The 21448-nt window shown below is 68.2% G+C and carries 21 protein-coding genes and 1 pseudogene; 12 read left to right on the top strand and 10 right to left on the bottom strand.

Annotation, left to right across the window (positions count from 1 at the left end; all coding sequences use genetic code 11):
• Nucleotides 1-195: 195 nt before the first annotated feature.
• From ACSVDD_RS29320 to ACSVDD_RS29295, 6 genes and pseudogenes are all read right to left on the bottom strand, one after another.
• A complete protein-coding gene (locus tag ACSVDD_RS29320) occupies nt 196-792 on the bottom strand; it encodes an IS630 family transposase (protein WP_448192957.1) in 597 nt (198 codons plus the stop codon).
• Nucleotides 793-1080: 288 nt separating this feature from the next.
• Nucleotides 1081-2238 (bottom strand): IS110 family RNA-guided transposase, encoded by a 1158-nt coding sequence (locus tag ACSVDD_RS29315; protein WP_448192956.1) that lies wholly within the window; start codon nt 2236-2238, stop codon nt 1081-1083.
• Between the two features lie 12 nt (nt 2239-2250).
• Nucleotides 2251-2511: a helix-turn-helix domain-containing protein gene (locus ACSVDD_RS29310; protein WP_448192955.1), complete on the bottom strand. Its 261-nt coding sequence runs from the start codon at nt 2509-2511 to the stop codon at nt 2251-2253.
• A gap of 29 nt (nt 2512-2540) precedes the next feature.
• Nucleotides 2541-2792, bottom strand: a complete 252-nt coding sequence (locus ACSVDD_RS29305) for a helix-turn-helix domain-containing protein (RefSeq protein WP_448192954.1) — start codon at nt 2790-2792, stop codon at nt 2541-2543.
• Between the two features lie 118 nt (nt 2793-2910).
• Nucleotides 2911-3333: pseudogene (locus tag ACSVDD_RS29300) on the bottom strand (IS701 family transposase); the annotation flags it as partial.
• A gap of 146 nt (nt 3334-3479) precedes the next feature.
• The gene (locus ACSVDD_RS29295) at nt 3480-3917 is read right to left on the bottom strand and encodes a hypothetical protein (protein ID WP_448192959.1); all 438 of its coding nucleotides are present in this window, start codon (nt 3915-3917) and stop codon (nt 3480-3482) included.
• Here ACSVDD_RS29295 and ACSVDD_RS29290 point away from each other — a divergent pair.
• From ACSVDD_RS29290 to ACSVDD_RS29280, 3 genes are all read left to right on the top strand, one after another.
• Nucleotides 3838-4107, top strand: a complete 270-nt coding sequence (locus ACSVDD_RS29290; protein WP_448192958.1) for a transposase — start codon at nt 3838-3840, stop codon at nt 4105-4107. The genes ACSVDD_RS29295 and ACSVDD_RS29290 overlap by 80 nt on opposite strands.
• Complete coding sequence (locus tag ACSVDD_RS29285; RefSeq protein ID WP_448192953.1) at nt 4019-4339, top strand: transposase; 321 nt, start codon at nt 4019-4021, stop codon at nt 4337-4339. Before ACSVDD_RS29290 ends, ACSVDD_RS29285 begins: the two co-directional genes overlap by 89 nt.
• A 106-nt stretch (nt 4340-4445) precedes the next feature.
• Nucleotides 4446-4766: a hypothetical protein gene (locus ACSVDD_RS29280; protein ID WP_448192952.1), complete on the top strand. Its 321-nt coding sequence runs from the start codon at nt 4446-4448 to the stop codon at nt 4764-4766.
• Here ACSVDD_RS29280 and ACSVDD_RS29275 read toward each other — a convergent pair whose 3' ends face one another.
• Entirely contained in the window at nt 4767-5975 is a 1209-nt protein-coding gene (locus tag ACSVDD_RS29275; RefSeq protein ID WP_448192951.1) for an anaerobic sulfatase maturase, read from the bottom strand.
• 174 nt (nt 5976-6149) lie between these two features.
• On the opposite strand from ACSVDD_RS29275, the gene rfbC reads away from it, so the two are divergent.
• From rfbC to ACSVDD_RS29250, 5 genes are all read left to right on the top strand, one after another.
• The gene (gene rfbC / locus ACSVDD_RS29270) at nt 6150-6713 is read left to right on the top strand and encodes a dTDP-4-dehydrorhamnose 3,5-epimerase (protein WP_448192950.1); all 564 of its coding nucleotides are present in this window, start codon (nt 6150-6152) and stop codon (nt 6711-6713) included.
• Nucleotides 6714-6808: 95 nt separating this feature from the next.
• The gene (gene rfbB / locus ACSVDD_RS29265) at nt 6809-7891 is read left to right on the top strand and encodes a dTDP-glucose 4,6-dehydratase (protein WP_448192949.1); all 1083 of its coding nucleotides are present in this window, start codon (nt 6809-6811) and stop codon (nt 7889-7891) included.
• Between the two features lie 10 nt (nt 7892-7901).
• Nucleotides 7902-8792 (top strand): dTDP-4-dehydrorhamnose reductase, encoded by an 891-nt coding sequence (gene rfbD / locus ACSVDD_RS29260; RefSeq protein ID WP_448192948.1) that lies wholly within the window; start codon nt 7902-7904, stop codon nt 8790-8792.
• On the top strand, nt 8789-9661 hold the full coding sequence (gene rfbA / locus ACSVDD_RS29255; protein WP_448192947.1) for a glucose-1-phosphate thymidylyltransferase RfbA: 873 nt from the start codon (nt 8789-8791) through the stop codon (nt 9659-9661). The genes rfbD and rfbA overlap by 4 nt, the downstream gene beginning before the upstream one ends.
• A gap of 26 nt (nt 9662-9687) precedes the next feature.
• Complete coding sequence (locus ACSVDD_RS29250; protein ID WP_448192946.1) at nt 9688-10830, top strand: glycosyltransferase family 4 protein; 1143 nt, start codon at nt 9688-9690, stop codon at nt 10828-10830.
• Here the strand turns inward: ACSVDD_RS29250 and ACSVDD_RS29245 are convergent.
• The 3 genes from ACSVDD_RS29245 to ACSVDD_RS29235 all read right to left on the bottom strand — a co-directional run bounded on the left by ACSVDD_RS29245 (nt 10775) and on the right by ACSVDD_RS29235 (nt 15101).
• Entirely contained in the window at nt 10775-11902 is a 1128-nt protein-coding gene (locus ACSVDD_RS29245; RefSeq protein ID WP_448192945.1) for a glycosyltransferase family 4 protein, read from the bottom strand. The two genes, ACSVDD_RS29250 and ACSVDD_RS29245, sit on opposite strands and share 56 nt — an antisense overlap.
• Before the next feature lie 110 nt (nt 11903-12012).
• Nucleotides 12013-13416 (bottom strand): glycosyltransferase, encoded by a 1404-nt coding sequence (locus tag ACSVDD_RS29240; protein ID WP_448192944.1) that lies wholly within the window; start codon nt 13414-13416, stop codon nt 12013-12015.
• 113 nt (nt 13417-13529) lie between these two features.
• Nucleotides 13530-15101 carry a M10 family metallopeptidase C-terminal domain-containing protein gene (locus tag ACSVDD_RS29235; protein WP_448192943.1) on the bottom strand — a complete coding sequence of 524 codons (1572 nt, stop codon included), beginning with the start codon at nt 15099-15101 and terminating at the stop codon, nt 13530-13532.
• Between the two features lie 307 nt (nt 15102-15408).
• Here ACSVDD_RS29235 and ACSVDD_RS29230 point away from each other — a divergent pair, with 307 nt between their 5' ends.
• The 4 genes from ACSVDD_RS29230 to ACSVDD_RS29215 all read left to right on the top strand — a co-directional run bounded on the left by ACSVDD_RS29230 (nt 15409) and on the right by ACSVDD_RS29215 (nt 21032).
• Nucleotides 15409-16797, top strand: a complete 1389-nt coding sequence (locus tag ACSVDD_RS29230) for a tetratricopeptide repeat protein (RefSeq protein ID WP_448192942.1) — start codon at nt 15409-15411, stop codon at nt 16795-16797.
• 5 nt (nt 16798-16802) lie between these two features.
• Nucleotides 16803-18740 (top strand): O-linked N-acetylglucosamine transferase, SPINDLY family protein, encoded by a 1938-nt coding sequence (locus ACSVDD_RS29225; protein WP_448192941.1) that lies wholly within the window; start codon nt 16803-16805, stop codon nt 18738-18740.
• A 101-nt stretch (nt 18741-18841) separates the two neighbouring features.
• On the top strand, nt 18842-19600 hold the full coding sequence (locus ACSVDD_RS29220; RefSeq protein ID WP_448192940.1) for a glycosyltransferase family 2 protein: 759 nt from the start codon (nt 18842-18844) through the stop codon (nt 19598-19600).
• Complete coding sequence (locus tag ACSVDD_RS29215) at nt 19590-21032, top strand: sulfatase (protein ID WP_448192939.1); 1443 nt, start codon at nt 19590-19592, stop codon at nt 21030-21032. The genes ACSVDD_RS29220 and ACSVDD_RS29215 overlap by 11 nt, the downstream gene beginning before the upstream one ends.
• The last annotated feature ends 416 nt before the right edge of the window (nt 21033-21448 follow it).

The following is a 21448-nucleotide window of genomic DNA, read 5'->3' as shown; positions in this document are numbered from 1 at the left end:
GGCACGGAGTAGTAATGGCCGTCGGCGATCACGTGGTAATCGGCGCCGACGGTCCGGCCAAGGTCCCATTGTCCCACGACGTAGGGATCGCTGGGCAGAGGCCGCAGCAACGCCCGTTCCTGGGCTCCAAGTAGCAGCGGAACAGAAAGTCCGATTCATACCGGCGAGCGGAAACACTGACTCATACCGCCGAGCCTAAGCATTGACACATGGGAGCCACGGATAGCTGGTGAGGGAGCGGAGGCGGTCCGGCGTTGCGGTGAGGGCGTTCCAGGCATCACAGCAGGCTTGGACGACGGCGTCGTAGTCGTCCAGGATCCGGTGGGAGAGAAAGCGCTCCCGCAGGTATAGCCAGACGCGCTCCACGGGGTTCAGTTCGGGACTGTAAGGCGGCAATGGCACCAGCGTGACGTTGTTCGGCACGGCCAGCGCCCGGGAGCCGTGCCATCCCGCTTGGTCGAGCACCAGCACGGCTTGGACGTCCGGCTCCAGGTTCCGGGAGAAGCCGTCCAGGAACAGGCTCATGGCGGCCGTCGAGACGCTCGGCATCACCAGTGCGAAGTCGGCGCCGCTGGCTGGGCAGACCGCAGCGTAGAGATAGGCCGAGGTGAAGCGCTTGTCGCACAGCCCGAGCGGACGCTGCCCGCGCACCCACCAGCGATGCGCGGTGCGGCCCTTCTGACCGATGCGCGCTTCATCCTGGAACCAGAGCTGGAGGCGGCGTCCAGGGTGCGCCGCGGCGGCGGCCTTCAGCGCTTCGCGCAGCCCCTTGTATGGGGCTTTCGAAGTCAACGGTTTTCGTCCTCCAACTGTCCCTGGCGGGTCGGTGTGTCCGAGGCGGAGCTCTCGCGTACGGTGGCCGCCAGCCGAAGCCGGGAAGCCACGCAACCTTGTATTCGGTCGGCTCGTCGTGAACCGGGACCATGATGCATCATGCGCATCGCTTGCGAGGCTCCGAAGCGGGTGGGTCCATTCTTTTTTTCGGATTGCGGCCCAAAGGGGGCTAACGGCGCACCATCCACCTCGGAGTACCGGCCGCCGACAGGACGCCGGCCGGACCTTGTCTTGGGACGAACGCTGTCAGGCTGGGTTCAACACGAACCCTTCCGGCAACTCGCCCAGCGTGGCGTAGCGCGTGAGCGCGATCAGCAGCTTGCGCGCTAGGGCCACAAGGAAGGTCTTCCGTCCGACGCCGCGGGCGCCAGCGGTCCGCGCGTCGTACCAACGCACCAATGCGCTGTCCCGTTGAAACTGAAGCAGCCGCCACGCGAGCTGGATCATGCCTCGGCGCACCCGGGCGACGCCCGCCTTGCCAATACCTTTCTGCCGCCGCTTGCCCCCGCTCTCATCCGGCGTCCCGGTGAGCCCGGCCAGACGCGCCACCGCACGCCGGTCGCGCAGCCCGCGGGTCAGAACCTCATGCACCAGCATGTCGGCGGTTTCGATCCCTACGCCGCGGACCCTGGCGAGCAGCAGGACCATGGCGTTCGCTCCTTCCGGGGCGCGCTGCACGGCCTCTTCGCGAGCCTGTTCGATGGCTGTGATCTGACGTCGAAGCAGATCGAGCCGTTCGAGATCGCGCTCCATCTCCGCGCGGGCGTGCGCCGGAATGGGCTCGCCCTCCGGCGTCCTCAGCTCGGCCAGCCGAGCCGCCGCCTTGCGAAGCTTGGGGTTGAAGCCGCGAATGCCCAGGCGCACCAGGTTCGCCTTGAGCCGATTGATCACCCGGGTCCGCTCACCGACCAAATGGTCGCGCTCACGGCCGGGACGCCGCGCATCCTCCTCGGCCGCCGTGGGGACGGCGACGATGCGGCAGTGATCCGGCTCGCCGCGCAACCAGCCGAGCAGGCCGCGCAGCAGCATCGCGGTGTCCAGCCGGTCAGTCTTGGCCCGCCGGGCCTCACGCGAGACCGCGACACTGCTCGGGTGGATCGGGTACGCCTCGATGCCGCGCGCCGTCAGCCAGCGTGCCAGCCACAGGCCATCGCGCCCCGCCTCGAACCCGACCACGATCCGACTCACCGGCTTGCCGCTCGCGGCAGCCTCGTCCCGCCAACGCTCCAATTGCGCCAACAGGCGGATCTCGTCGACGGGCAGCTTCTGTAACGGCCGGCGGGCGACGCCGGGGAGGAGGGCGGCCACCAACCAGGACGCGCCGCTCATCTCGATGACCGCCACCAGCGTGCTATCGTGGTCCAGGGCGACGAGCGGCTTGGACAGGTCGTACGGCTTGACCATGGGGCATCTCCATCATTGTTGGCGCAACGATGGTGCTCCACCCTCGTCGCCCGCCCCATAGCTTCTTTTTTGGAAGGCGGCCTGGGCCTTGGCGTCGGACTGCGGGTGGCGGGGCCGCGTCTTCTGCTTCGACAGGTTCAGCCGCCGCACGATGCGCGACAGGCTGGCCGGGTGCAGCGTCTTGCCGAAGCGCTCGGCGATCACCTCGCACAGGACCGGCAGGGTCCACTCGACGCAGCCGTGCCGCTTCGGATCGGGACCGGCGAGGATCATGGCCGTGAGCGCCGCCTGCTCGCCCTCGCTCAGCCATTCCGGCCGGCCGGGCAGCGGACGATCATAAAAGCCACGCCTTCGGCGTTGTAGCGCACCACCGCATCGCGCAGGGCTTGGCGGTCCATGCCGGCCAGCCGCGCCGCCTCCGCCCGGCTCACCCCGTCCAGGGCATGGGCGATGGCGAACATCCGCGCCGCAACCCGCCCTTTGCTCTCGCGCCGCGCCAGGGCGCGCAACTCACTGGCGCTCAGGTCTTCCCGGATCGGCAACGCCGCTGGCATTCGCTCCTCCCCGTCGTGGACGGAGAATCGAATCACGGATCGCCAGCCTTGGGAATCCCCTCAGTGAGTCAGTGTTTCCGCTCGCCGGTATAACAGACCCTAAAACTACAGTGGGGATCTATCTGTTTGGGTACGGCGCTTCCAGTGGCATTGGCGTGCGCGTTGCTGGTGGCGTCGTCGCCAGACGGACCAGGCGATAACGGCGGAGGGGTCGGGCGGGGGCAGGCCGATCAAGAAGGCAAGCAGGCTACGGATTTCCGGTACGGTGAGGGGCAGCAACTCGGCCGTCAGGTCGACGCGGTCCTCGCCCCCCGATGGCCGCCGCTCGCACGACGGTGAGAAAGGCCAAGGCCAGCGTGATGTGACGGTGCCATGCGGTCCAGGTGCGCACCTCGTACTGATCGAGCCCGACCTCGCCCTTGGCGGCTTCGAAACAGGTTTCCACGGTCCAGCGCGTGCCCGCAACCGTCACCAGTGTGACCAGTGGCGTGCCGTCCGGCGCGAAGGTCAGATAGTAGGTTAGCTTGTCCGGCTCGCTGAGAATTTGTTCGTAGCAGGCGCGTCCTGGCCTGTGCTGGACGGGATGCTACTTTAAGCTGAACAGGGGCATTGCGCCGAAGTTGCGGTCTGATAGGTCTGCTGCGATCATCACGACCGTATGGATCAGTATTCTATGGGCACCGCTGTTCATCCCGAAAGCACCATGCCAGCGTCCTGAAACGCGGTCTCGGATGTCGATGCCTTCGTCGATGAGGTGCTGGCCGAGTTGACGGCGATGGCGGCCGACAGCACGCGTCCGACCCGCCCCGGACCCAAGGCACTGCTCACCGGAGTGGCCCTGCGCAAGGCAATCATGGGCATCTGGTGCGTGTGCTTTTGCGGCATGCAGTGGCGCGCCATCGGCCAACTCTCGGGCATCCCGTTCGGCACGTTGTATACGCTGTTCGCCCGCTGGACCCGGGTCGGGCTGTGGCGCCGTTTGCTCGACCGGTTGCGCCGGACGTGGCGGCTGGCCTGCGGGGATGCGCCAGACCCGAGCACGGTCGTGATCGACAGCCGCACCTGTCCCTCGGCTCCGAGTTGCTTCGCCCGCAGCGTCGACGGCGGCAAGAAGATCCACGGCATCAAGATCCACCTCGGCGTGGACAAGTATGGCCTCGCGCTGGCGGTCGACGCCTCGCCAGCCAACGAGCACGACACCAAGGGCATCCTCCCCCATCCTCCCCGTGCTGCGCCAACTCGCCGGCGGCGGCTTCCAGGGGTCGGCGATCAGCGACCTCGGCTACCGTGGCGAACGCCTCGCCAACGCCGGTAACGCGCTCGGGATCACCATCAAGCCGATTGCCCGCGGCCGCGACGGCGTGTTCATCCCCACCGAGATCGCGTGGGTCGTGGAACGCTCCTTCAACTGGATCAGCCGCTACCGGCGACTGAACACCGTCGTCGAGCGGACAAAGGAGCACTTCGTCGCTTTCGTCGAAATCGCCTTCATCTCGATCCTCGCCAGACGCTTGAAGCGGCTCGACACCCAGACCGCCAGCGCATGACGTCCACGAACAGGTTCTCAGTGTTTCGCAGTCTCGCGCGAGGCCGCGGCCGCCGCAACGTGGGGCGCTGACGTCGGATACCCCTTACTCAAGCAAGGCCGTCATCGTGCCGGCGCTCCTGTTCGACAGAAAGAGAGAGCGGATTCTGACGTTCGCAGAGCAGATTTATTGCTTCCTGGCCGCGCCAAAGTATTGGGAGAGCGATAGCGCCCCATGGCGCTTCCCGGTGGATCGCCACGCCGCGCGCCCTCCTCAGAAAGACGAGATCCTCGCGGCCTTGCAGGAAGCCTTGGAGATGGCGGAGCAGGACATTCCACGATCCGCCATGCAGGACCAGTTTTCCGAACTGGAACCCAACGGTTGCCTGTCCTTCGTCAAAAGCCGGGTCAGCCAGCACTTCCTCGAGAAGTTCCGTCCGCTCGTGTAATTACCGCATCAGCCCCATAACGTCGGACGCCGGACGCCCCGCCCGCAACAGCGCCGTCAGCGTCTGAAACGCCGGTGCGGCGTGAGACAGGAAGCCGCGGTAGGACGGGCAGAGATAGTTCCGCTCCTGCCCCGTCTCCCCCGGCCCCGGCGCGGCGCCTGCGAAGCGGTGCTTGGGACAACCACCGTTGCAGGCGAACAGCAGCGGGCATGCCCGGCAGTCCGCCGGCAGCGTGGCGCGCTTGGCCTCGCCGAAGCGGATCTGCTCCTCCCGGTCCACCAGCGCCGTCAGATCGTCGTCGGCGATGTTGCCGAGCCGGTGCTCGGGATAGACGTAGTGGTCGCAGGCGTAGACGTCGCCGTTGCTCTCCACCGCCGGGTTGCAGCCGCAGGTCGGAGCGAAGATGCACAGGCTGGCCGGCATTCCCATCCACAAGCCCAGATGCACCTCGAACTCGCGGACGAACACCTTGCCCACGTCGCGGCGCAGCCATTCGTCGAACACATCGCGCAGGAAGATTCCGAAGCCGTGGGCCGGCACGCTTTCCGGCGCCATCGCCACGATACCGGAGGTCCCCGGCGCGGCAAGCGCTCCGTCCCGGCCGCGACGCTCGACCAGCGGGATGAACTGCATGTGGCGCACGCCCTGCCGGCGCAGGAAGCGGTAGACGTCACGACCGTTCCGCCAGTTATGCCGGTGCACGACGGTCAGCGTGTTGAACTCGACCCCGTGTTGCAGAAGCAGGTCCAGCCCGCGCTGAACCTGCGCCGCGCTCCCCCGACCGCGCGAGTCGCGCCGATAGGCGTCGTGGTGCGCCGGCGCCCCGTCGATGCTCAGCCCGACCAGAACGTCGCGCTCCTTCAGGAAGCGCGCCCAGGCTGCGTCCAGCAGCGTGCCGTTGGTCATCATGGTGTTGACGATGCGCCGGCCCGGCGGGCGGAGACGGTCCTGCACCGCCATGGCCTCGACGAAGAAATCGAGGCCGAGCAGGGTCGGTTCGCCGCCCTGCCAGGAGAAGGTGATGTCGCCCTCGGGCTGGCCGTCGATCACCGCCTGGACCAGACGCTCCAGCACCGCAGAGGTCATCCGGCCGCCGTGGCGTGGCTCGACGCGCCGCTCCGTGTCCAGGTAAAAGCAGTACCCGCAACGCAGGTTGCAGGACGCGCCGATTGGCTTGATGAGCGGGAACAGGGACATCGGCGATGGCATAGCCGATCACGCCCGGCAACGGAAGCCCTCGCCCGTATCGCGGATCGGCCGGCTTCCGGCAGGCCTCACGTTCGGCTCACCACATTCGGGCCACGACATTCGGATGGTTGATCTTTCGCCGTACATTTGCGAACACATGCCGACGTAACCCACCACGGCCAGCGGCAGCGAACCATGCAAATCGAACGTCTTGCGATCCCCGAAGTGCTTGTCCTCCGCCCGAAAAAGCACGGCGACCACCGGGGTTTCTTTTCGGAGACGTTCCGCAAGAGCGTGTTCCAGGACTTGGGGCTCGACGTCGACTTCGTGCAGGACAACCACTCGTTCTCGGCGGACAAGGGCACCGTTCGCGGCCTGCATTTCCAGACCGGCGAATTCGCCCAGCACAAGCTGGTGCGCGTCGTGCGCGGTTCGATCCTGGACGTCGCGGTGGACATCCGGCGCGGCTCGCCCACCTACGGGCGCTGGGCCTCGGCGGTGATCAGCGCCACGGAGTGGAACCAGATCCTGGTGCCGATCGGATTCGCCCACGGCCTCTGCACCCTGGAGCCGGACACCGAGGTGGTCTACAAGGTCAGCAGCTATTACTCCCCCAAGCACGACCACGGCTTGCTGTGGAACGACCCGGCGCTCGGCATCGACTGGCCGGTGTCGCAGGACGAGGCGGTGCTGTCCGGCAAGGACCTCAAGCACCCGACGCTGGAGCAGCTGCCGCACTGGTTCACCTATCCGGGCTGATGCCCTGCAAATGGGACAGGCAAATCGGCGAGGATGATGCTATAAGTCCCGCCCGATACCCTGCTGTTTGTCGTAACTTGGATCGTCGAGGCATCGTGAAAGTCCTGATCACTGGCGGATGCGGCTTCATCGGATCGGCGGTGATCCGCTATCTGATGTCGGAAACCCAAGCGTCGGTGGTGAACGTCGACAAGCTGACGTACGCTGCCGTTCCCGGAGCCCTGGCCGCCGTCGAGAGCAACCCGCGCTACGCGTTCGAGCATGTCGACATCTGCGACAACGCCGAGGTGCGCCGGGTCTTCGCCGAGCACCGCCCGGACGCGGTGATGCATCTGGCCGCCGAGAGCCACGTCGACCGCTCCATCGACCGCCCGTCGGACTTTATCCAGACCAACATCGTCGGCACGGCGACGCTGCTGCAGAACGCGCTGGCGTACTGGCAGAGCCTGGAGGGCGCCGCCCGCGAGGGCTTCCGCTTCCACCACGTGTCCACCGACGAGGTGTTCGGCTCGCTGGGCGAAGCCGGCCTGTTCACCGAGGAGTCCGCCTACCAGCCGAACTCCCCCTACTCCGCGTCCAAGGCGTCGTCGGACCATCTGGTCCGCGCCTGGCACCACACCTTCGGGCTGCCGACGGTCACCAGCAACTGCTCGAACAACTACGGGCTGTTCCAGTTTCCCGAGAAGCTGATCCCGCTGATGATCACCAACGCCATGCAGGGCAAGCCGCTGCCCGTCTATGGCCGAGGCGACAACATCCGCGACTGGCTGTTCGTCGACGACCATGCCCGCGCCTTGTGGACGGTGCTGACCAAGGGCCGCCTGGGCGAGACCTACAACATCGGCGGCCACAACGAGGTGCGGAACATCGAGGTCGTGCACGCGATCTGCGACATCGTCGACGAGATCATGTCCGGCAAGACCGGCCCGCGCCGCGAGCTGATCACCTATGTGACCGACCGTCCGGGCCACGACCAGCGCTATGCCATCGACGCCTCGAAGATCCAGCGCGAGCTGGGCTGGACCCCGCAGGAGACCTTCGCGACCGGCCTGCGCAAGACGGTGCTCTGGTACGTCGAGAACCGCGCGTGGTGGCAGGCCATCTTCGACACCACCTACTCCGGCAACCGGCTCGGGCTCACGCCGACCGCACAGCACGTCCGCGAAGCGACCGCCTGAAGGCATGGCGATGAAACTGCTCGTATTCGGCAGCACCGGACAGGTGGGCACCGAGTTGCTGCGCGCGGCCGGCGATGACCTCGCCGTCATCGGCCGCAGCCGTGCCGAGGCCGACCTGGGTGACCGCGCGGCGTTGCGCCGCGCGGTGTTCGACACCGACTGCGACGTGGTGGTCAACGCCGGTGCCTACACGGCGGTGGATCAGGCCGAATCGGAGGCCGAGGCGGCCTTCGCCGCCAACCGCGACGGCCCCGGCTGGATCGCCGAGGCGTGCGCCGAGGTGGGCCGGCCGCTCATCCACTACTCCACCGACTACGTCTTCGACGGCAGCAAGACCGGCGCCTACACCGAGGACGACCCGGTCTGCCCCTTGAGCGTCTACGGCGCCAGCAAGGAGGCCGGCGAGAGCGCCATCCGCCGTCATCTGGGGCGGCACGTCGTCCTGCGCACCTCTTGGGTGTTCAGCGCGCACGGCCGGAACTTCCTCAAGACCATGCTGCGCCTGGGCGCCGAGCGCACCGAGCTGAACGTCGTCGCCGACCAGATCGGCTGCCCCACCGCGGCGTCCGACATCGCCGCGGCCACGATCGCCCTCGCCCGGCGCATCGCCTCGGGAGAAGACGCGGTGTGGGGCACCTACCACTTCGCCGGCACCCCGCGGACGACCTGGCACGGTTTCGCCGAGGCCATCTTCGCCGCCCGCCAGACGGTGACCGGCGCGCCGCCGCCGGTGCTGCACCCCATTACCTCCGACCAGTACCCGACGCCGGTCAAGCGTCCGGCCAACTCGGAACTCGATTGCTCGCGCCTGCGCGCGCGATTCGGTGTCGGTCCCGCCGACTGGCGCCTGTCGCTCGCGTCCGCCGTCCAGGAACTTCTCAGCTCACGGAAGACATCATGAAGGGCATCATTCTGGCCGGCGGGTCGGGCACTCGCCTGTACCCGGTCACGCACGTCGTCAGCAAGCAGCTGCTGCCCATCTACGACAAGCCGATGATCTACTACCCGCTGTCCGTCCTGGTGATGGCCGGCATCCAGGACATCCTGGTGATCACGACCCCGCAGGACTCGGCGCTCTTCCAGGAGTTGCTGAAGGACGGCTCGCAGTGGGGCCTCAACATCCAGTACGCCGTGCAGCCGAAGCCCGAAGGGCTGGCGCAGGCGTTCCTCATCGGCCGCGAGTTCATCGGGTCGGACAGCTGCTGCCTGATCCTGGGCGACAACATCTTCTACGGGCACGGGCTGGATGCGCTGCTGAAGCGCGCCGCCGGGCTGACCGAGGGCGCCGTCGTGTTCGGCTACCCGGTGAGCGACCCGGAGCGCTACGGCGTGGTGGAGTTCGACGCGGACGGCCGCGCCATCAGCATCGAGGAGAAGCCGGAGAAGCCGCGCTCCAACTGCGCGGTGACCGGCCTGTACTTCTACGACAACCGGGTGGTGGACATCGCCGCCTCGGTCAAGCCGTCGCACCGCGGCGAGCTGGAGATCACCGACGTGAATCGGCGCTATCTGGAAGAAGGCCAGATGCAGGTGCAGCGGCTGGGCCGCGGCTACGCGTGGCTGGACACCGGCACGCACGACAGCCTGATCTCGGCCTCGCAGTTCGTGCAGACGGTCGAGCAGCGCCAGGGCCTCAAGGTCGCCTGCATCGAGGAGATCGCCTTTCGCGCCGGCTTCATCGACTCCGAGACGTTGGAGCGTCTGGCCCAGCCGCTGATGAAGAACGACTACGGCAAGTACCTGCTCAAAGTGGCGCGCAAGGAAGTCTGACAGGCCCGGCACGCGGACACGCCGCAATGATCAGGATCGCCCACCTCATCACCGGTTTGCAGACCGGCGGCGCGGAACGCATGCTCGCCCGTGTGGTCTGCCGCATGGACCCGAGCCGCTTCTCCAACACCGTCATCTCCATGACGGGCGCCGACACGGTGGGGGCGGAGCTGATCGCCAGCGGCATCCCCACCCTGTCGCTGGGGATGCGGCGCGGCACCGCCGACCCGCTCGGCCTGATGCGGCTGATCGACATCCTGCAGAAGATCCGCCCGCACATTCTGCAAACGTGGCTGTACCACGCCGACCTGATGGGGACCATCGCCGGGCGGCTGACGGCGACGCCGAAGGTCGTCTGGAACATCCGCTGTTCCGATATGGACATGCTCAACTACAGCCGGCTGTCACGGCGCATTCCGGGGCTGCTGGCGAAGCTGTCGCGCTATCCCGCGACGGTGGTGGTCAATTCCGCCGTTGGACAGGCGACGCATCAGAAATACGGCTACCAGCCGCGGTCGTGGAACCTGATTCCCAACGGCTTCGACACCGAGCGCTTCCGGCCGGACCCGGACGCGCGCGGCTGGCTGCGCCAGCACCTGGGCATGACCGGGGACGAGCTGATCATCGCCCTGCCGGCCCGCTTCGACCCCATGAAGGACCACATGACCTTCCTGGCGGCGGCGGCCAACCTCGCCGCCAAGGACGACCGCATCCGCTTCCTGCTCATCGGGCGCGGCCTGTCCGAGGACAACCCGCAGATCAGCCGGCGCGTCGCCGCCTGCGGCCTGGGGGACCGGGTGCGGCTGATGGGCGAGCGGTCGGACATGCCGCGCATGCTGGCCGGCGCCGACATCGTCACGCTGTCCTCGGCGTTCGGCGAGGGGTTCCCGAACATCCTCGGCGAGGCCATGGCGTGCGGGACGCCCTGCGTCAGCACCGACGTCGGCGACGCCGCCGCGATCATCGGCGACACCGGCCTCACCGTGCCGTCGCGCGACCCCACGGCGCTGTCGCTGGGCTGGCAGCGGCTCATCGACACCGGAGCGGAGACGCGCGCCACCCTCGGCCAACAGGGGCGCGAGCGAATCTTGAGCCGCTACGCGCTGCCGGTGATCATCGATCAGTACGCAGAGCTGTATACGGGGCTGGCGGCGCCCCTGGCGCGCTGACGGCCCGGCCGCCGACGGCGCGGTGCAGTTCGTCAATCAGGCGCGGCGCGACGCTGGCCAGATTGTACTCCCGCTCCACCTTGGCGCGGCCGGCGGCACCCAAGGCGCGGCGCAACGCCGGATCGGTACGCAGCCGCTCGATGGCCTGATACCACTCGTCCGGGGTCTCGGCCAGGAAGCCGTTGACGCCATGCTCGACGATGTCGCGGTTGACCCCGGTCGGCGAGGCCACCACCGGCAGCCCGCAGGCCATGTACTGGATCAGCTTGTAGCCGCACTTCCCGCGCTCCCACGGGCTGTTGGCGAGCGGCATGATGCCGATGTCGAAGGTGGCGATGCTGGCGACCTCGGTGTCCTCGCTCCAGTCCAGGCGCAGCGCCGGCAGCGCCGGCGGATCATCCGGCCGCGTCCCTACCAGCGTCAGCCGGACGTCGTCCCCGCCCGCGGCCATAACGCGCGCGAGCGGCTCCTCCACCAACTGGAGGTAGCGCGAGGTGACCGGGGAACCGATCCAGCCGATGGTGAAGGCGCCGCCCTCCTGCGGCTCGGGCACGGGGTAGCGGCTCACATCGACCACGGTCGGCAGCAGCAGGATGCGCTGGGAGTCGGCGTGCAGCGCGCGCGACAGCAGGTACGAGTTGCCGACCGTCACCAAGGCGGCGTTGTGCATCAGCGCGTCCAGCTTCTTGCCGAGGAGACCGCGGACGAGACGGTTGCGGTGCAGGTCATAGACGTGGAACCACGCGTCGTCGAAGTCGATGACATAAGGCACGCCGCGCAACAGCAGCCCCTCGAGCCCATAGGGCAGCCAGGGCAGCACCTCCTTCTCGACCCACACCAGATCATAGTCGCGCACCCGCATCGACGCGCGGATGCGGGTCAGGTAGGCGGCGGCGATGATCGCCAGCGGCCGCTGCCGGCTGCGGTAGATCGTCGACAAGTAATCGTCGGGAAGCAGCGGCGCAATATCGACGTCGATTCCCTCCGCCGCGAGGAAAGGCAGGAATTGGTAATGGCGCAGCCGACTGCTGGATCCGATCTGGCTGTATCTGGACAACAGGAGAATACGCATAGTTCCATTCCCATGCCGCGGTCGGCGGTACGCCGGCCGCAGTCGCTCGAAGTCTGCACATTAGTAAGCCATGCCGGCAACCGCAAGCCGCACCGCGAAATGGCTGGGCTTCATGAACCGGCGTTGCCGACGCGCCGCATCACCGCCGCGGTCACCACACCGGCCAGCAGCCGCGCCGCCGTCAGCCGGAACGTGGCGCCGCGCCGGGCTGGGCGGAGCATGGCGCACAGCAGGCGCCACGCCGCCCGCCGGCCCGGCGGCACGAAGGTCGCTGCGGCCAGGGCGATGTCCGGCGCCGGTGCGGCGCGGCGGCGCAAGACCTCGGCGAAGGCCGCCCGGCAGCGCACTTCCCCCTCGCCCGTGCCGACGAGCAGCCCCAGCGGCCCCGCCGCACGGCGGCGCAATGGCTGCCGGAGCGCCGCCAGCGCGATGAGCGGTGCCAGCAGCAGCGCGGCGACGATCCGCGTGCCGGTGCGCAGCCCCATCCGGCGGTAGCCGATGGCGTTCGCCCCATGCTGGACGTAATCGACGAGCGGTTCCGGCACATACACCAGCGGACCGGCGGCGGCGCCGCAGGTGGCGATCCAGTGATCGTGATAGGCTGGCCGTCCGGCGGCCGGGAACGGCAGGACCAGCGTCAGCAACGACGCCCGGAACAGGCAGGTGCAGCCGGTGACCGCGTTGGCCATGAGCAGGGAATCGACGCTGTCGTACCGCGTCGTCGGCTCCGTCCGGGCCATGAGGACGCCGCCCGCCCCGTCGATCACCCGCATGGCCGAGAAGGCCAGGGTCGCACCGGTGCGCACGGATTCCACCAGCGCCGCCAGCTTGCCCTCATGCCAGGAATCGTCCTGGTCCGCCAGCGCCACGAAGGCGGCCTCGGCCGGTACCCGCAGCAGGGCGCGCTCGAAGTTCCGGTAGAAGCCCAGGTTGGCAGGGTTGCGCTCGACGCGGAAACGAGTGTCACCGGCGGTGGTGGCGAGGATCATCTCCCAGTGCGCGGGGGCCGAGCCATCGTCTTGCACAAGGCAGATCCAGGCACCGTGCGTCTGCGCGCGCAACGAGTCGATCTGCTGGCGGAACAGCGCCGGGTCGGGGTTGTAGGTCGCCATAACCACGGCCACCAGGGCGCCATCCGCCGCATAGGCCGGCAGGAGCGGTCCGATTGGAACCGGGCCGAGCGCCGTCTCCTCGCGCAGGCCATCGTCCCACTCCAGCACCAGGACCGGCACCAGGCGCTCCCCCTCCCCGGCCGCGGGGAGTACCGCCAGCCCCCAGAACCCGCAGCACAACTCGACCGGCAGGAGCCCCTCTGCCCGTTGCGCCGCCTCGGCGTCCAGGCGGGGGCCGGCAACCTGCACGGCGGCGAAGCGGGCGGCTCCGATGGTGACCACCGCACCGCGCAGCCGATGGCCGGGCCGATGCGCCCATCCCGAGAAGACCCAGACGGTCTCCCGGCACGCCGGGAGGCCGACCGGGAGCGTGGGGTCGATGTAAAGAAGACTGGAGGGCATCGCGTCCATGCGAAGTCAGAAAGGCGGCAGGGCGGCCCACCGCCATACCGACGGCTGCCACACCAACGGCTGCCACGCCGGCAGCCGGCCGGCCGCGCGGGTGCGGAGGCGGCTCAGGAATACACGATCCAGCCGCCCGCCACCTGGCTCGCGGTGTAGCCGCTCAGGACCACGTTGGTGCCGCTCGACAAGTGGAGCACGGCGCCGCCGCTCTCGTCGGTCATGGTGAACGCGGTGCCGGGCGACAGTTGGAGACGGTCGCCCGCGGCGTAGTTGAAATCGGCCACGGTGTCGGTGCCGCCAGCGGCGCCGAAGACGAAGGTGTCCGCTCCATCGCCGCCGTACAGCAGATCATTGCCCGGATCACCGTACAAGGTGTCGTTGCCGGCGTCGCCGTACAGGGTATCGTCGTCGCGCCCGCCGAACAGCATGTCGTTGCCGGCTCCGCCGAAGATGGTGTCGTTGCCGGCGTTGCCAAGGAGAATGTCCGCCCCCTGATTGCCGAACACCTGATCCGTGCCGTCGTTGCCGTAGGCCGTGTCGTTGTCGTCGCCGCCGACCAGCATGTCGTTGTCGAGGCCGCCGTACAGCGCGTCGAGGCCGGCGCCCCCGTACAGCGTGTCGTCGCCGCGGTTGCCAAGCAGAACGTCCTCGTTGCTGCCTCCATACAGCAGGTCGCGCCCGTTGCCGCCCGTCAGCGTGTCGTTGCCGTTGTTGCCGGTCAGCGTGTTGTCCTCGGCGTTGCCGACGATGGCGTCCGAACCGGAGCCGCCCTTGGCGTTTTCGATGGTGGCACCGTAGGCGATGGAAATGTTGCTCTGCGCCGCCGCGCCGTTGTTCTTCACGCCGACGGAGCTGAAAGCCCCGGCGTTCAGGTTGATGGAGGCGGCAAGTAGCTGATTCGACGCATCGAAGGTGTCGACGCCCCCGGCATCCCAGATGCACCGGTACTCTTCCGAAGCGCTGCTGAACTGATAGGTGTCGTTGCCGGAGCGCGTGCTGGTGTTCGCCCCGTACAAATACTGGATCGCCGCGATGTCGTAGAGCATCGGCCCGGATGGAAAGATGGTCGCCGTCGGCGGGTCGGTATACGCCATAACGGTGTACTGGTTGTTATCCATCGCCGTCGGCAGCGTTGTGCCGTCTTCGAAGGGATGCTTGAGGCCAAGCGCGTGCCCCAACTCGTGCACCAGCGTGAACTGGCCGAAGTTGCCGGACCGCGGGTCCAGGTTGCTGTAAACGTAGGGGTTCAGCCAGACGTCACCGCCGATGGGGCCGGGGCTGTAGGGATAATAGGCGTGGGCGGAGGCGTTGCTGTTTTGTGCGGCGCTGAAGGCGACGCGGATGTCCCCCACCACGCTGCTGTTGTCGGCCACCTGCACGAAGCTGACGTTCGCCACCTCGGCCCAGGACTGGAGCGCAATGACGAACGCGCTCTGCTGCGCCACGTTGAGCGTTCCGTACGACCCGCTCCACGGCTCACCGCCGCTGCTCGACGATCCGTAGCCGCCGAGGCCGGAGGATGCGGTCGACCACACGCTGCCGCTGCCGGGGAAGCTGTAGGTCAGGGTTATGCCGGTGCCGAGGCTGCCGCCCCACTTATCCCCTTCCACCAGGGCATTGATGTAGGTCACCGATGACAGGCTGACGCTGGAGGTCTGCTCGCTGGTCGTTGGTGTGGCCACAGCCCTGCGCTCCCGAAAGATGCTCTTCTTTTCTGGCCCTACCGGATCAGGGCTGCGTCTGGCCGTTCGGAAGAGGTAACCGGACGGCAAAAGACGGCAGACCTATCCTTTCGGAGTAGGCGGACGTTAACAAGCGGAAGCGCAGGATACAACTTGCAATTCACCCGCCGCGGGGGGCCGGCGGCGATATCACGGGCCAGTGGGGAACAGCGTTTCCAGCAGCCGCCCGGGTGCTTTTCCAGCAATAGCTTTAATACATCGCCTCGATGGGCGATACAGTATGCACCCCGCAATCGCATCGGACCCGATGAAGCCCGCCCCCCAATCCGCCACCTCCGAGGCTATCACGCTGGAACAGGCGGACGCGCTGTTCGCCGAAGCCCGCCACCTGTACGATTCAGGCAACAGCTTCGACGCCGCTCGGATCTGCAATGGGATCGTTGACCAGCACCCGGCCCATTGGCCCAGCGCGCAGCTTTTGGGCGCGCTCGCCTACCGGCAAGGCAATCACCAGGCAGCCACCATGCTGTTCCGCCACGCTCTGCGGCAGAAGCCGGACAGTGCGACGTTGCGCGGCAACCTCGCCGTGGCGCTCCGTGCCCGGGGTGACATCGATGTGGCGTTGCGCATCCAGCGCAGCGCGGTGGAGGCCGATCCCACCGTGGCCGACATCCACTTCAACCACGCCAACGCTCTTCAGCACGCGCACCGCTTCGACGAGGCCATCACCGCCTACCGGCATTGCCTGATCCTCGCCCCCGGCCATGTGGAGGCGCACTGGAATCTGGCGATGGCCTACCTGCGCACCGGCCGCTTCGCCCAGGGCTGGCCCGAGTACGAATGGCGCTGGCGTCGCCCCGGTGCGCCGCCGGCCGACCGCGGTGCAGCGCCCTGGACTGGAGAGGCGTTCGCCGGAAAGACGCTGCTCGTCTTTATCGAGCAGGGGCTTGGCGACACCATCCAGTTCGCCCGCTATCTGCCGGCCGTTGCCGAGCGCGGCGGCGACGTGGTCTTCGAGTGCCAGCCGGACACGCTCGCCCTGATGGCCGGGCTGGGCCCGCGCATCCGCGCCGTAGGACATGGGGAGCCGCTGCCACCTTTCGACCTGCAGGTCTCGCTGATGAGCCTACCCGGTATTTTCGGCACCACACCAGACAGCATCCCGTCCCACGTACCGTACCTGCACTCCTCTCCCAGCCCGATGGAGTTGCCCGGCCCCGGCGCCCTGAACTTGGGTATCGTGTGGGGCAGCTCACCCACCAACCCGGCGCGCAACTGCCCGCTGGACCTGCTGCTGCCACTGGCCGAAATCCCCGGCGTCCGCCTCTTCAGCCTGCAAAAGGGGGAGCATGCCAAGGACTTGGCGACCACTCCCACGGCCAAGGCGATGACGGATCTATCCGGGGCGTTGAATGACTTCTCCGCCACGGCGCGCGCCATCATGGCACTCGACCTTATCGTCACCGTCGACACGTCGGTCGCGCATCTGGCGGGAGCGCTGGCCCGCCCGACCTGGATCCTGCTGCCGCACCTGGCCGACTGGCGCTGGCTACTTGAGCGCGAGGACAGTCCCTGGTATCCGACGGTACGCCTGTTCCGCCAGCCGGCACCGGGCGACTGGGCGACCGTGACGGCACGACTGCACGATGCGCTACACCTTCTGGTGACCGGCACAGCTCACACCGACAGGAGATGAGTTTCGTGAACCGCGACGCCCTGACGAGCCTGCTGGAGCGCGCGCGCGCCCTCTACCGCGCCGACCGGCTCGACGAGGCGGAAGCGCTCGTCCGCTCAGCCCGTGTGCGTTTCGAGACTTCCCCGGCGGTGCACACGCTGCTCGGCAACATCGTGCTGACGCGCGGGCGAACGGAGGAAGCGCGGCAGCACTTCCAGCGTGCCGTGGCGCTGCTGCCCAGCCATGCGGAAATGATGCACAACCTGGGCACCGTGCTGAAGCGCCTGGGCCGCCTGGACAAGGCCGGAGACGGCTTCGCCCGCGCCGCCGCCGCCAAGCCGGAGCTGGCCGACGCCCACCGCTCCGCGGCCGAGGTGCAGCAGGCCTTCGGCCGGACCGATGCGGCGATCGCCCGGCTGAAGCGGGTGGTCGCCCTCATGCCGGAGGATCCGCGCACGTATTTGTCGCTTGGCCTCCTGCTCAAAGCCCGCGACGAGCGTGGCGGGTCCGTCCCCGCCTTCCGGCGGGCGAGTCTGCTCGATCCCGGCAACACAGTGGCACGGTTGGGGCTGTGCATGGCGAACCTCCCCGTGCTCTACGACCGCACCGAGGAGTTGCCCGCCGCCCGCGCATCCTACCGGCAGGAGCTGCTGGCGCTGGCACAGGACATCCGGCTGGACACGCCGGCCGCCATCGCCGCCGCGGCCGATTCCTTCGGCAGCTTTCAGCCCTACTACCTCGCCTACCAGGAGATGCCGGACCGCGACCTCCAGGAGATCTACGGAGGCTTGGCCTGCCGCGTCATGGCCGCCCGCTACCCGCAATGGGCGACGCGCCCGCCCATGCCGCCGGTCGAGCCGGGACGGCCCCTGCGCATCGGCATCGTGTCGGGTTTCTTCCGCTGGCACACGATCTGGAAGCTGTTCATTCGCGGCTGGATGGAGGGGCTGGACCGCAGCCGCTTCGAACTGCACGGCTACTACACCGGCAGCGTGCGCGACGCCTGCACCGCCGCGGCTAAGCGCGGCTTCGACCGCTTCACCGAGCATTCCGGCGACTTCGAGGCCATGTGCCGACGCCTGCGCGAGGATCGCCTGCACGCCGTGATCTTCCCGGAAATCGGCATGGATTCGATGGCGGCACGTCTGGCGATGCTCCGCCATGCGCCCTTGCAGTGCGTGTCCTGGGGGCACCCGGACACCACGGGCATGCCGACCATCGACGCCTTCCTCACCAGCGACCTGATGGAGCCGGCGGGGGCGGAGGCCCATTACAGCGAGGAGCTGGTGCACATGCCCAACCTGGGCATCCGCTACGCCGAGCTGCCGGTGGCGCCGGAGCCGCTCGATCTGGTGGCCTGCGGGGTGCGGCCGGAGGCGACGGTGTACCTGTGTTGCCAGTACCTGTCCAAGTACCTGCCGCAGCATGACGACATCTTCGCCCGCATCGCCGCCGAGGTGCCCGACAGCCAGTTCCTGTTCATCAACCCGCGCTCGGACGGGCTCACCGCGCGGCTGCGCCGCCGCCTGGATGCCGCCTTCGCCGCGCGCGGCCTGGACGCGGCGCGGCATGTGGTCATCCTGCCCTACCTCAGCCCCGGCCAGTACGCCCAGTTGAACCACCGGGCGCACATCTATCTGGACAGCATCGGCTGGTCCGGCGGCAACACCACCATGGAGGCGGTCGCCGCCGGCCTGCCGGTGGTCACCCTGCCCGGCGCGCTGATGCGTGGCCGGCACAGCGCGGCGATCCTGCAAGCGCTGGGCGTCACCGACACCATCGCGGCCGGCGAGGACGCCTTCGTCGCCATCGCCGCACGGCTCGCCCACGACGTGGCATGGCGCCGCGGGCTCTCGTCGCGCATCCGCGAGGCGCAGCCGCGCCTGCACGACGACACGAGCCCCGTCCGCGCGCTTGAGGCGTTTCTGGAAGGGCGCGTCGCGGCACTCGCCGCCGCGGGGTGAGCGCGTTCCAACATTGTTGCATCGGCCGCCCCGGAGCGGCATTACTCCCCAAGCCCGGTACTCGTCCGGCTTTGCACGCGCCGACCCTCGCGAAGAAGTCCATGCCATACATCTCCGTCATCGTTCCCGCCTTCAACGCTGCCGACACGTTGCGGGCATGCGTCGAGAGCGTCGCGGTCGCGGCGCTCCATCCCAGCCGGCCAGACGAGCGGGTCGGCTACGAGGTGGTGGTGGCCGACGACGGTTCGACGGACGACACGGTCGCGGTCGCCGAGGCGCTTGTCGCCGAGCACCCGGTCGTGCTGGCACGCACGGGAAGCAACGGCGGCGCGGGGATCGCCCGCAACGTCGGTGCGCAGAAAGCGGCGGGCGGACTGCTCAGCTTTCTCGACGCCGACGACGTGATGCTGCCCAGCGCGCTTCATGTGTACCGGGCGGCGTTCGAGCAGAAGCCGGAGATCGACTACGTTGCGGCCCGACTGCGCTTTTCCCGCCCGGTTGACCCCAGTTGGGTCCCGATCATCTCGAACGCGTCCTGTCAGCCGCTGGCGATCCGCAGGGCGGCGCACGAGCGCATCGGCGGCTTCCCGCCGGCCCGCAACTTCGAGGACGTGTTCTACCGCCGCCTCGCGGCGGCGACGCTCACGGGGTGGCACGTGCTGAACGAGACGGTGCTGCATTGCTGGCACCCCGGCAATTCTTTCGACCGGCAGCTTGCCAAGTTCTCGCAGCCATCGGCATCATACGCGGCGGTCGACGACGACCTGCCGCCAAACTGGCTGGACACGCTTTTCGCCGAACGCTTGGCGGCATTGACCGTTGCCGCTGCCGACACGCAAGGAACCGGCCATGTGGTCTGACGTTTCGCCGACCCGAGAAAGCTTGACCATCAACCGCCGCAGCCTGTTGACCGGTGCGGCGGCGGCATCGTTGGGCGCGATGCTGCCGCGGATGGGCGGGGCGGCGACGCCGCCAAACGTGCTGTTCATCGCCGTGGACGACCTGAACGACTGGATCGAGCCGCTGGGCGGCCACCCCAACGTCATCACCCCCGCGTTCAACCGGCTGGCCGGCATGGGCGTGAACTTTCGCCAAGCCTACTGCCCGGCGCCGGTGTGCGGTGCCTCGCGCGTCGCCGTGCTGACCGGGATCCCCTCCGCCAGATCGGGCATCTACGACAACGAGCCACCGCTGCGCGCCAAGCTGCCCGATGCGGTGACGATCCCGCAGGCCTTCCGCAACGCCGGCTATCGCGTGGTCGGCGGCGGCAAGGTGTTTCATGGCGCCTTCGCCTATCCGCCGTTCTCCAAGCCGGCCGACCGGGCGCCGTGGCTCGACCTGACGCCGGGGGCCGCCACCTGGGACGAGTATCTCACCTTCCCGCCCGAGCCCATGCCACCAAACCGGCCGGGCGCCGGGGTCGATCTGAAGGCCGGGGGGCAGTTCGACTGGGGCGTCCCGGTGGCGGACGAGGAGGAGTACCCCGACATCCGCCTGGCGCGGTTCGCTGCCGACCAACTGCGCCAGCCGCAGGATCACCCGCTGTTCCTGGCGGTCGGCCTGTACCGGCCCCATCTGGCATGGTACCTGCCGCAGCGCTTCTTCGACCTCTACCCGCGCGACCGCGTGCGGTTGCCCGAGATCCTGCCGGATGACCTCGCCGACATTCCGCCGGCCGGCCGCGCCTTCACCTCGCCCGACCTGCACAAGCTGATCACCGGGAACGACCTGTGGCCCGACGCGGTGCGGGCGTACCTCGCCAGCATCAGCTTCTCGGATTATGCGCTCGGCCTTGTGCTCGACGCGTTGAGGGACGGGCCGCACGCCTCCAACACCGTGGTCGTGCTGTGGAGCGACAATGGTTGGCACCTCGGTCAGAAGATGCAGTGGCGGAAGTTCACGCTGTGGGAGGAGGCGACGCACGTGCCATTCTTCATAGCCGGCCCCGGCATCGCCGGCAACCGCGTCTGCGACCACCCCGTCAACCTCCTCGACGTCTACCGCACGCTGGGCGACCTTTGCGGCGTGGCGGTTCCGCCGGAGGCGCAGGGGCATTCACTGACGCCGCTGCTGGCCGACCCGAAGGCGGCATGGCAGCATCCGTCGGTGATGACGTGGCTTGAGGGCAACCATTCCGTGCGCCTGAGAAACTGGCGCTACACCCGCTACCGTGACGGAAGCGAGGAATTGTACGATCACACCCAGGACCCGCACGAGTGGACCAATCTGGCGGACCGACCGGAACACGCCACCGTCAAGGCGGAACTCCTCGCCCACATGCCGGGAGCGTGAATCGTCTCGCAGTGTGGAAGTTGGTTTTCGGCTACCCGGCGAACAACCCTTGGGGTGGGCCGGGACACTGCGGCGTCGGCTCATCCGCCGGCTCATCGCGTGAGCGGCGCACGCCACCTTGCCCCGGGGGCATCGTGTGCTCCTGCGCTTGGCGCGCTCAAAACCGGAAGGCGCTGCGCGGGCATGGAAGGCGGTGGTCGACAGCCGTTCGGTGCGCGCCAAGCGCGGCGGCGCGCTGGAGGCCTTTCTGCATGAGAGGATCACGGCCCTGGCTGCCCAGCCGCCGGGCCCTGTCGTTAGCGTCCACGGAGGTGGTGGAAATTCGCTGCTGATCGTTAGTGGGAAAAGGTCTACCCACGGCAGCGCTTGAGGTGGCCATCGGGTCGGCGGGCTAGAGTGGAGTTGCGACACTTCAT

The organism is Azospirillum terrae, from assembly GCF_053470425.1.
This window is presented reverse-complemented; position numbering and strand designations above follow the sequence as displayed.

Excerpts from the sequence above, each read along its gene's own strand:
- ACSVDD_RS29315 (WP_448192956.1), bottom strand. The coding sequence starts at position 2,238 with ATGGTCAAGCCGTACGACCTGTCCAAGCCGCTCGTCGCCCTGGACCAC.
- ACSVDD_RS29310 (WP_448192955.1), bottom strand. The coding sequence starts at position 2,511 with ATGATCCTCGCCGGTCCCGATCCGAAGCGGCACGGCTGCGTCGAGTGG.
- ACSVDD_RS29305 (WP_448192954.1), bottom strand. The coding sequence starts at position 2,792 with ATGCCAGCGGCGTTGCCGATCCGGGAAGACCTGAGCGCCAGTGAGTTG.
- ACSVDD_RS29295 (WP_448192959.1), bottom strand. The coding sequence starts at position 3,917 with ATGCCGTGGATCTTCTTGCCGCCGTCGACGCTGCGGGCGAAGCAACTC.
- ACSVDD_RS29275 (WP_448192951.1), bottom strand. The coding sequence starts at position 5,975 with ATGCCATCGCCGATGTCCCTGTTCCCGCTCATCAAGCCAATCGGCGCG.
- rfbC (WP_448192950.1), top strand. The coding sequence starts at position 6,150 with ATGCAAATCGAACGTCTTGCGATCCCCGAAGTGCTTGTCCTCCGCCCG.
- rfbD (WP_448192948.1), top strand. The coding sequence starts at position 7,902 with ATGAAACTGCTCGTATTCGGCAGCACCGGACAGGTGGGCACCGAGTTG.
- rfbA (WP_448192947.1), top strand. The coding sequence starts at position 8,789 with ATGAAGGGCATCATTCTGGCCGGCGGGTCGGGCACTCGCCTGTACCCG.
- ACSVDD_RS29250 (WP_448192946.1), top strand. The coding sequence starts at position 9,688 with ATGATCAGGATCGCCCACCTCATCACCGGTTTGCAGACCGGCGGCGCG.
- ACSVDD_RS29245 (WP_448192945.1), bottom strand. The coding sequence starts at position 11,902 with ATGCGTATTCTCCTGTTGTCCAGATACAGCCAGATCGGATCCAGCAGT.
- ACSVDD_RS29240 (WP_448192944.1), bottom strand. The coding sequence starts at position 13,416 with ATGCCCTCCAGTCTTCTTTACATCGACCCCACGCTCCCGGTCGGCCTC.
- ACSVDD_RS29230 (WP_448192942.1), top strand. The coding sequence starts at position 15,409 with ATGAAGCCCGCCCCCCAATCCGCCACCTCCGAGGCTATCACGCTGGAA.
- ACSVDD_RS29220 (WP_448192940.1), top strand. The coding sequence starts at position 18,842 with ATGCCATACATCTCCGTCATCGTTCCCGCCTTCAACGCTGCCGACACG.
- ACSVDD_RS29215 (WP_448192939.1), top strand. The coding sequence starts at position 19,590 with ATGTGGTCTGACGTTTCGCCGACCCGAGAAAGCTTGACCATCAACCGC.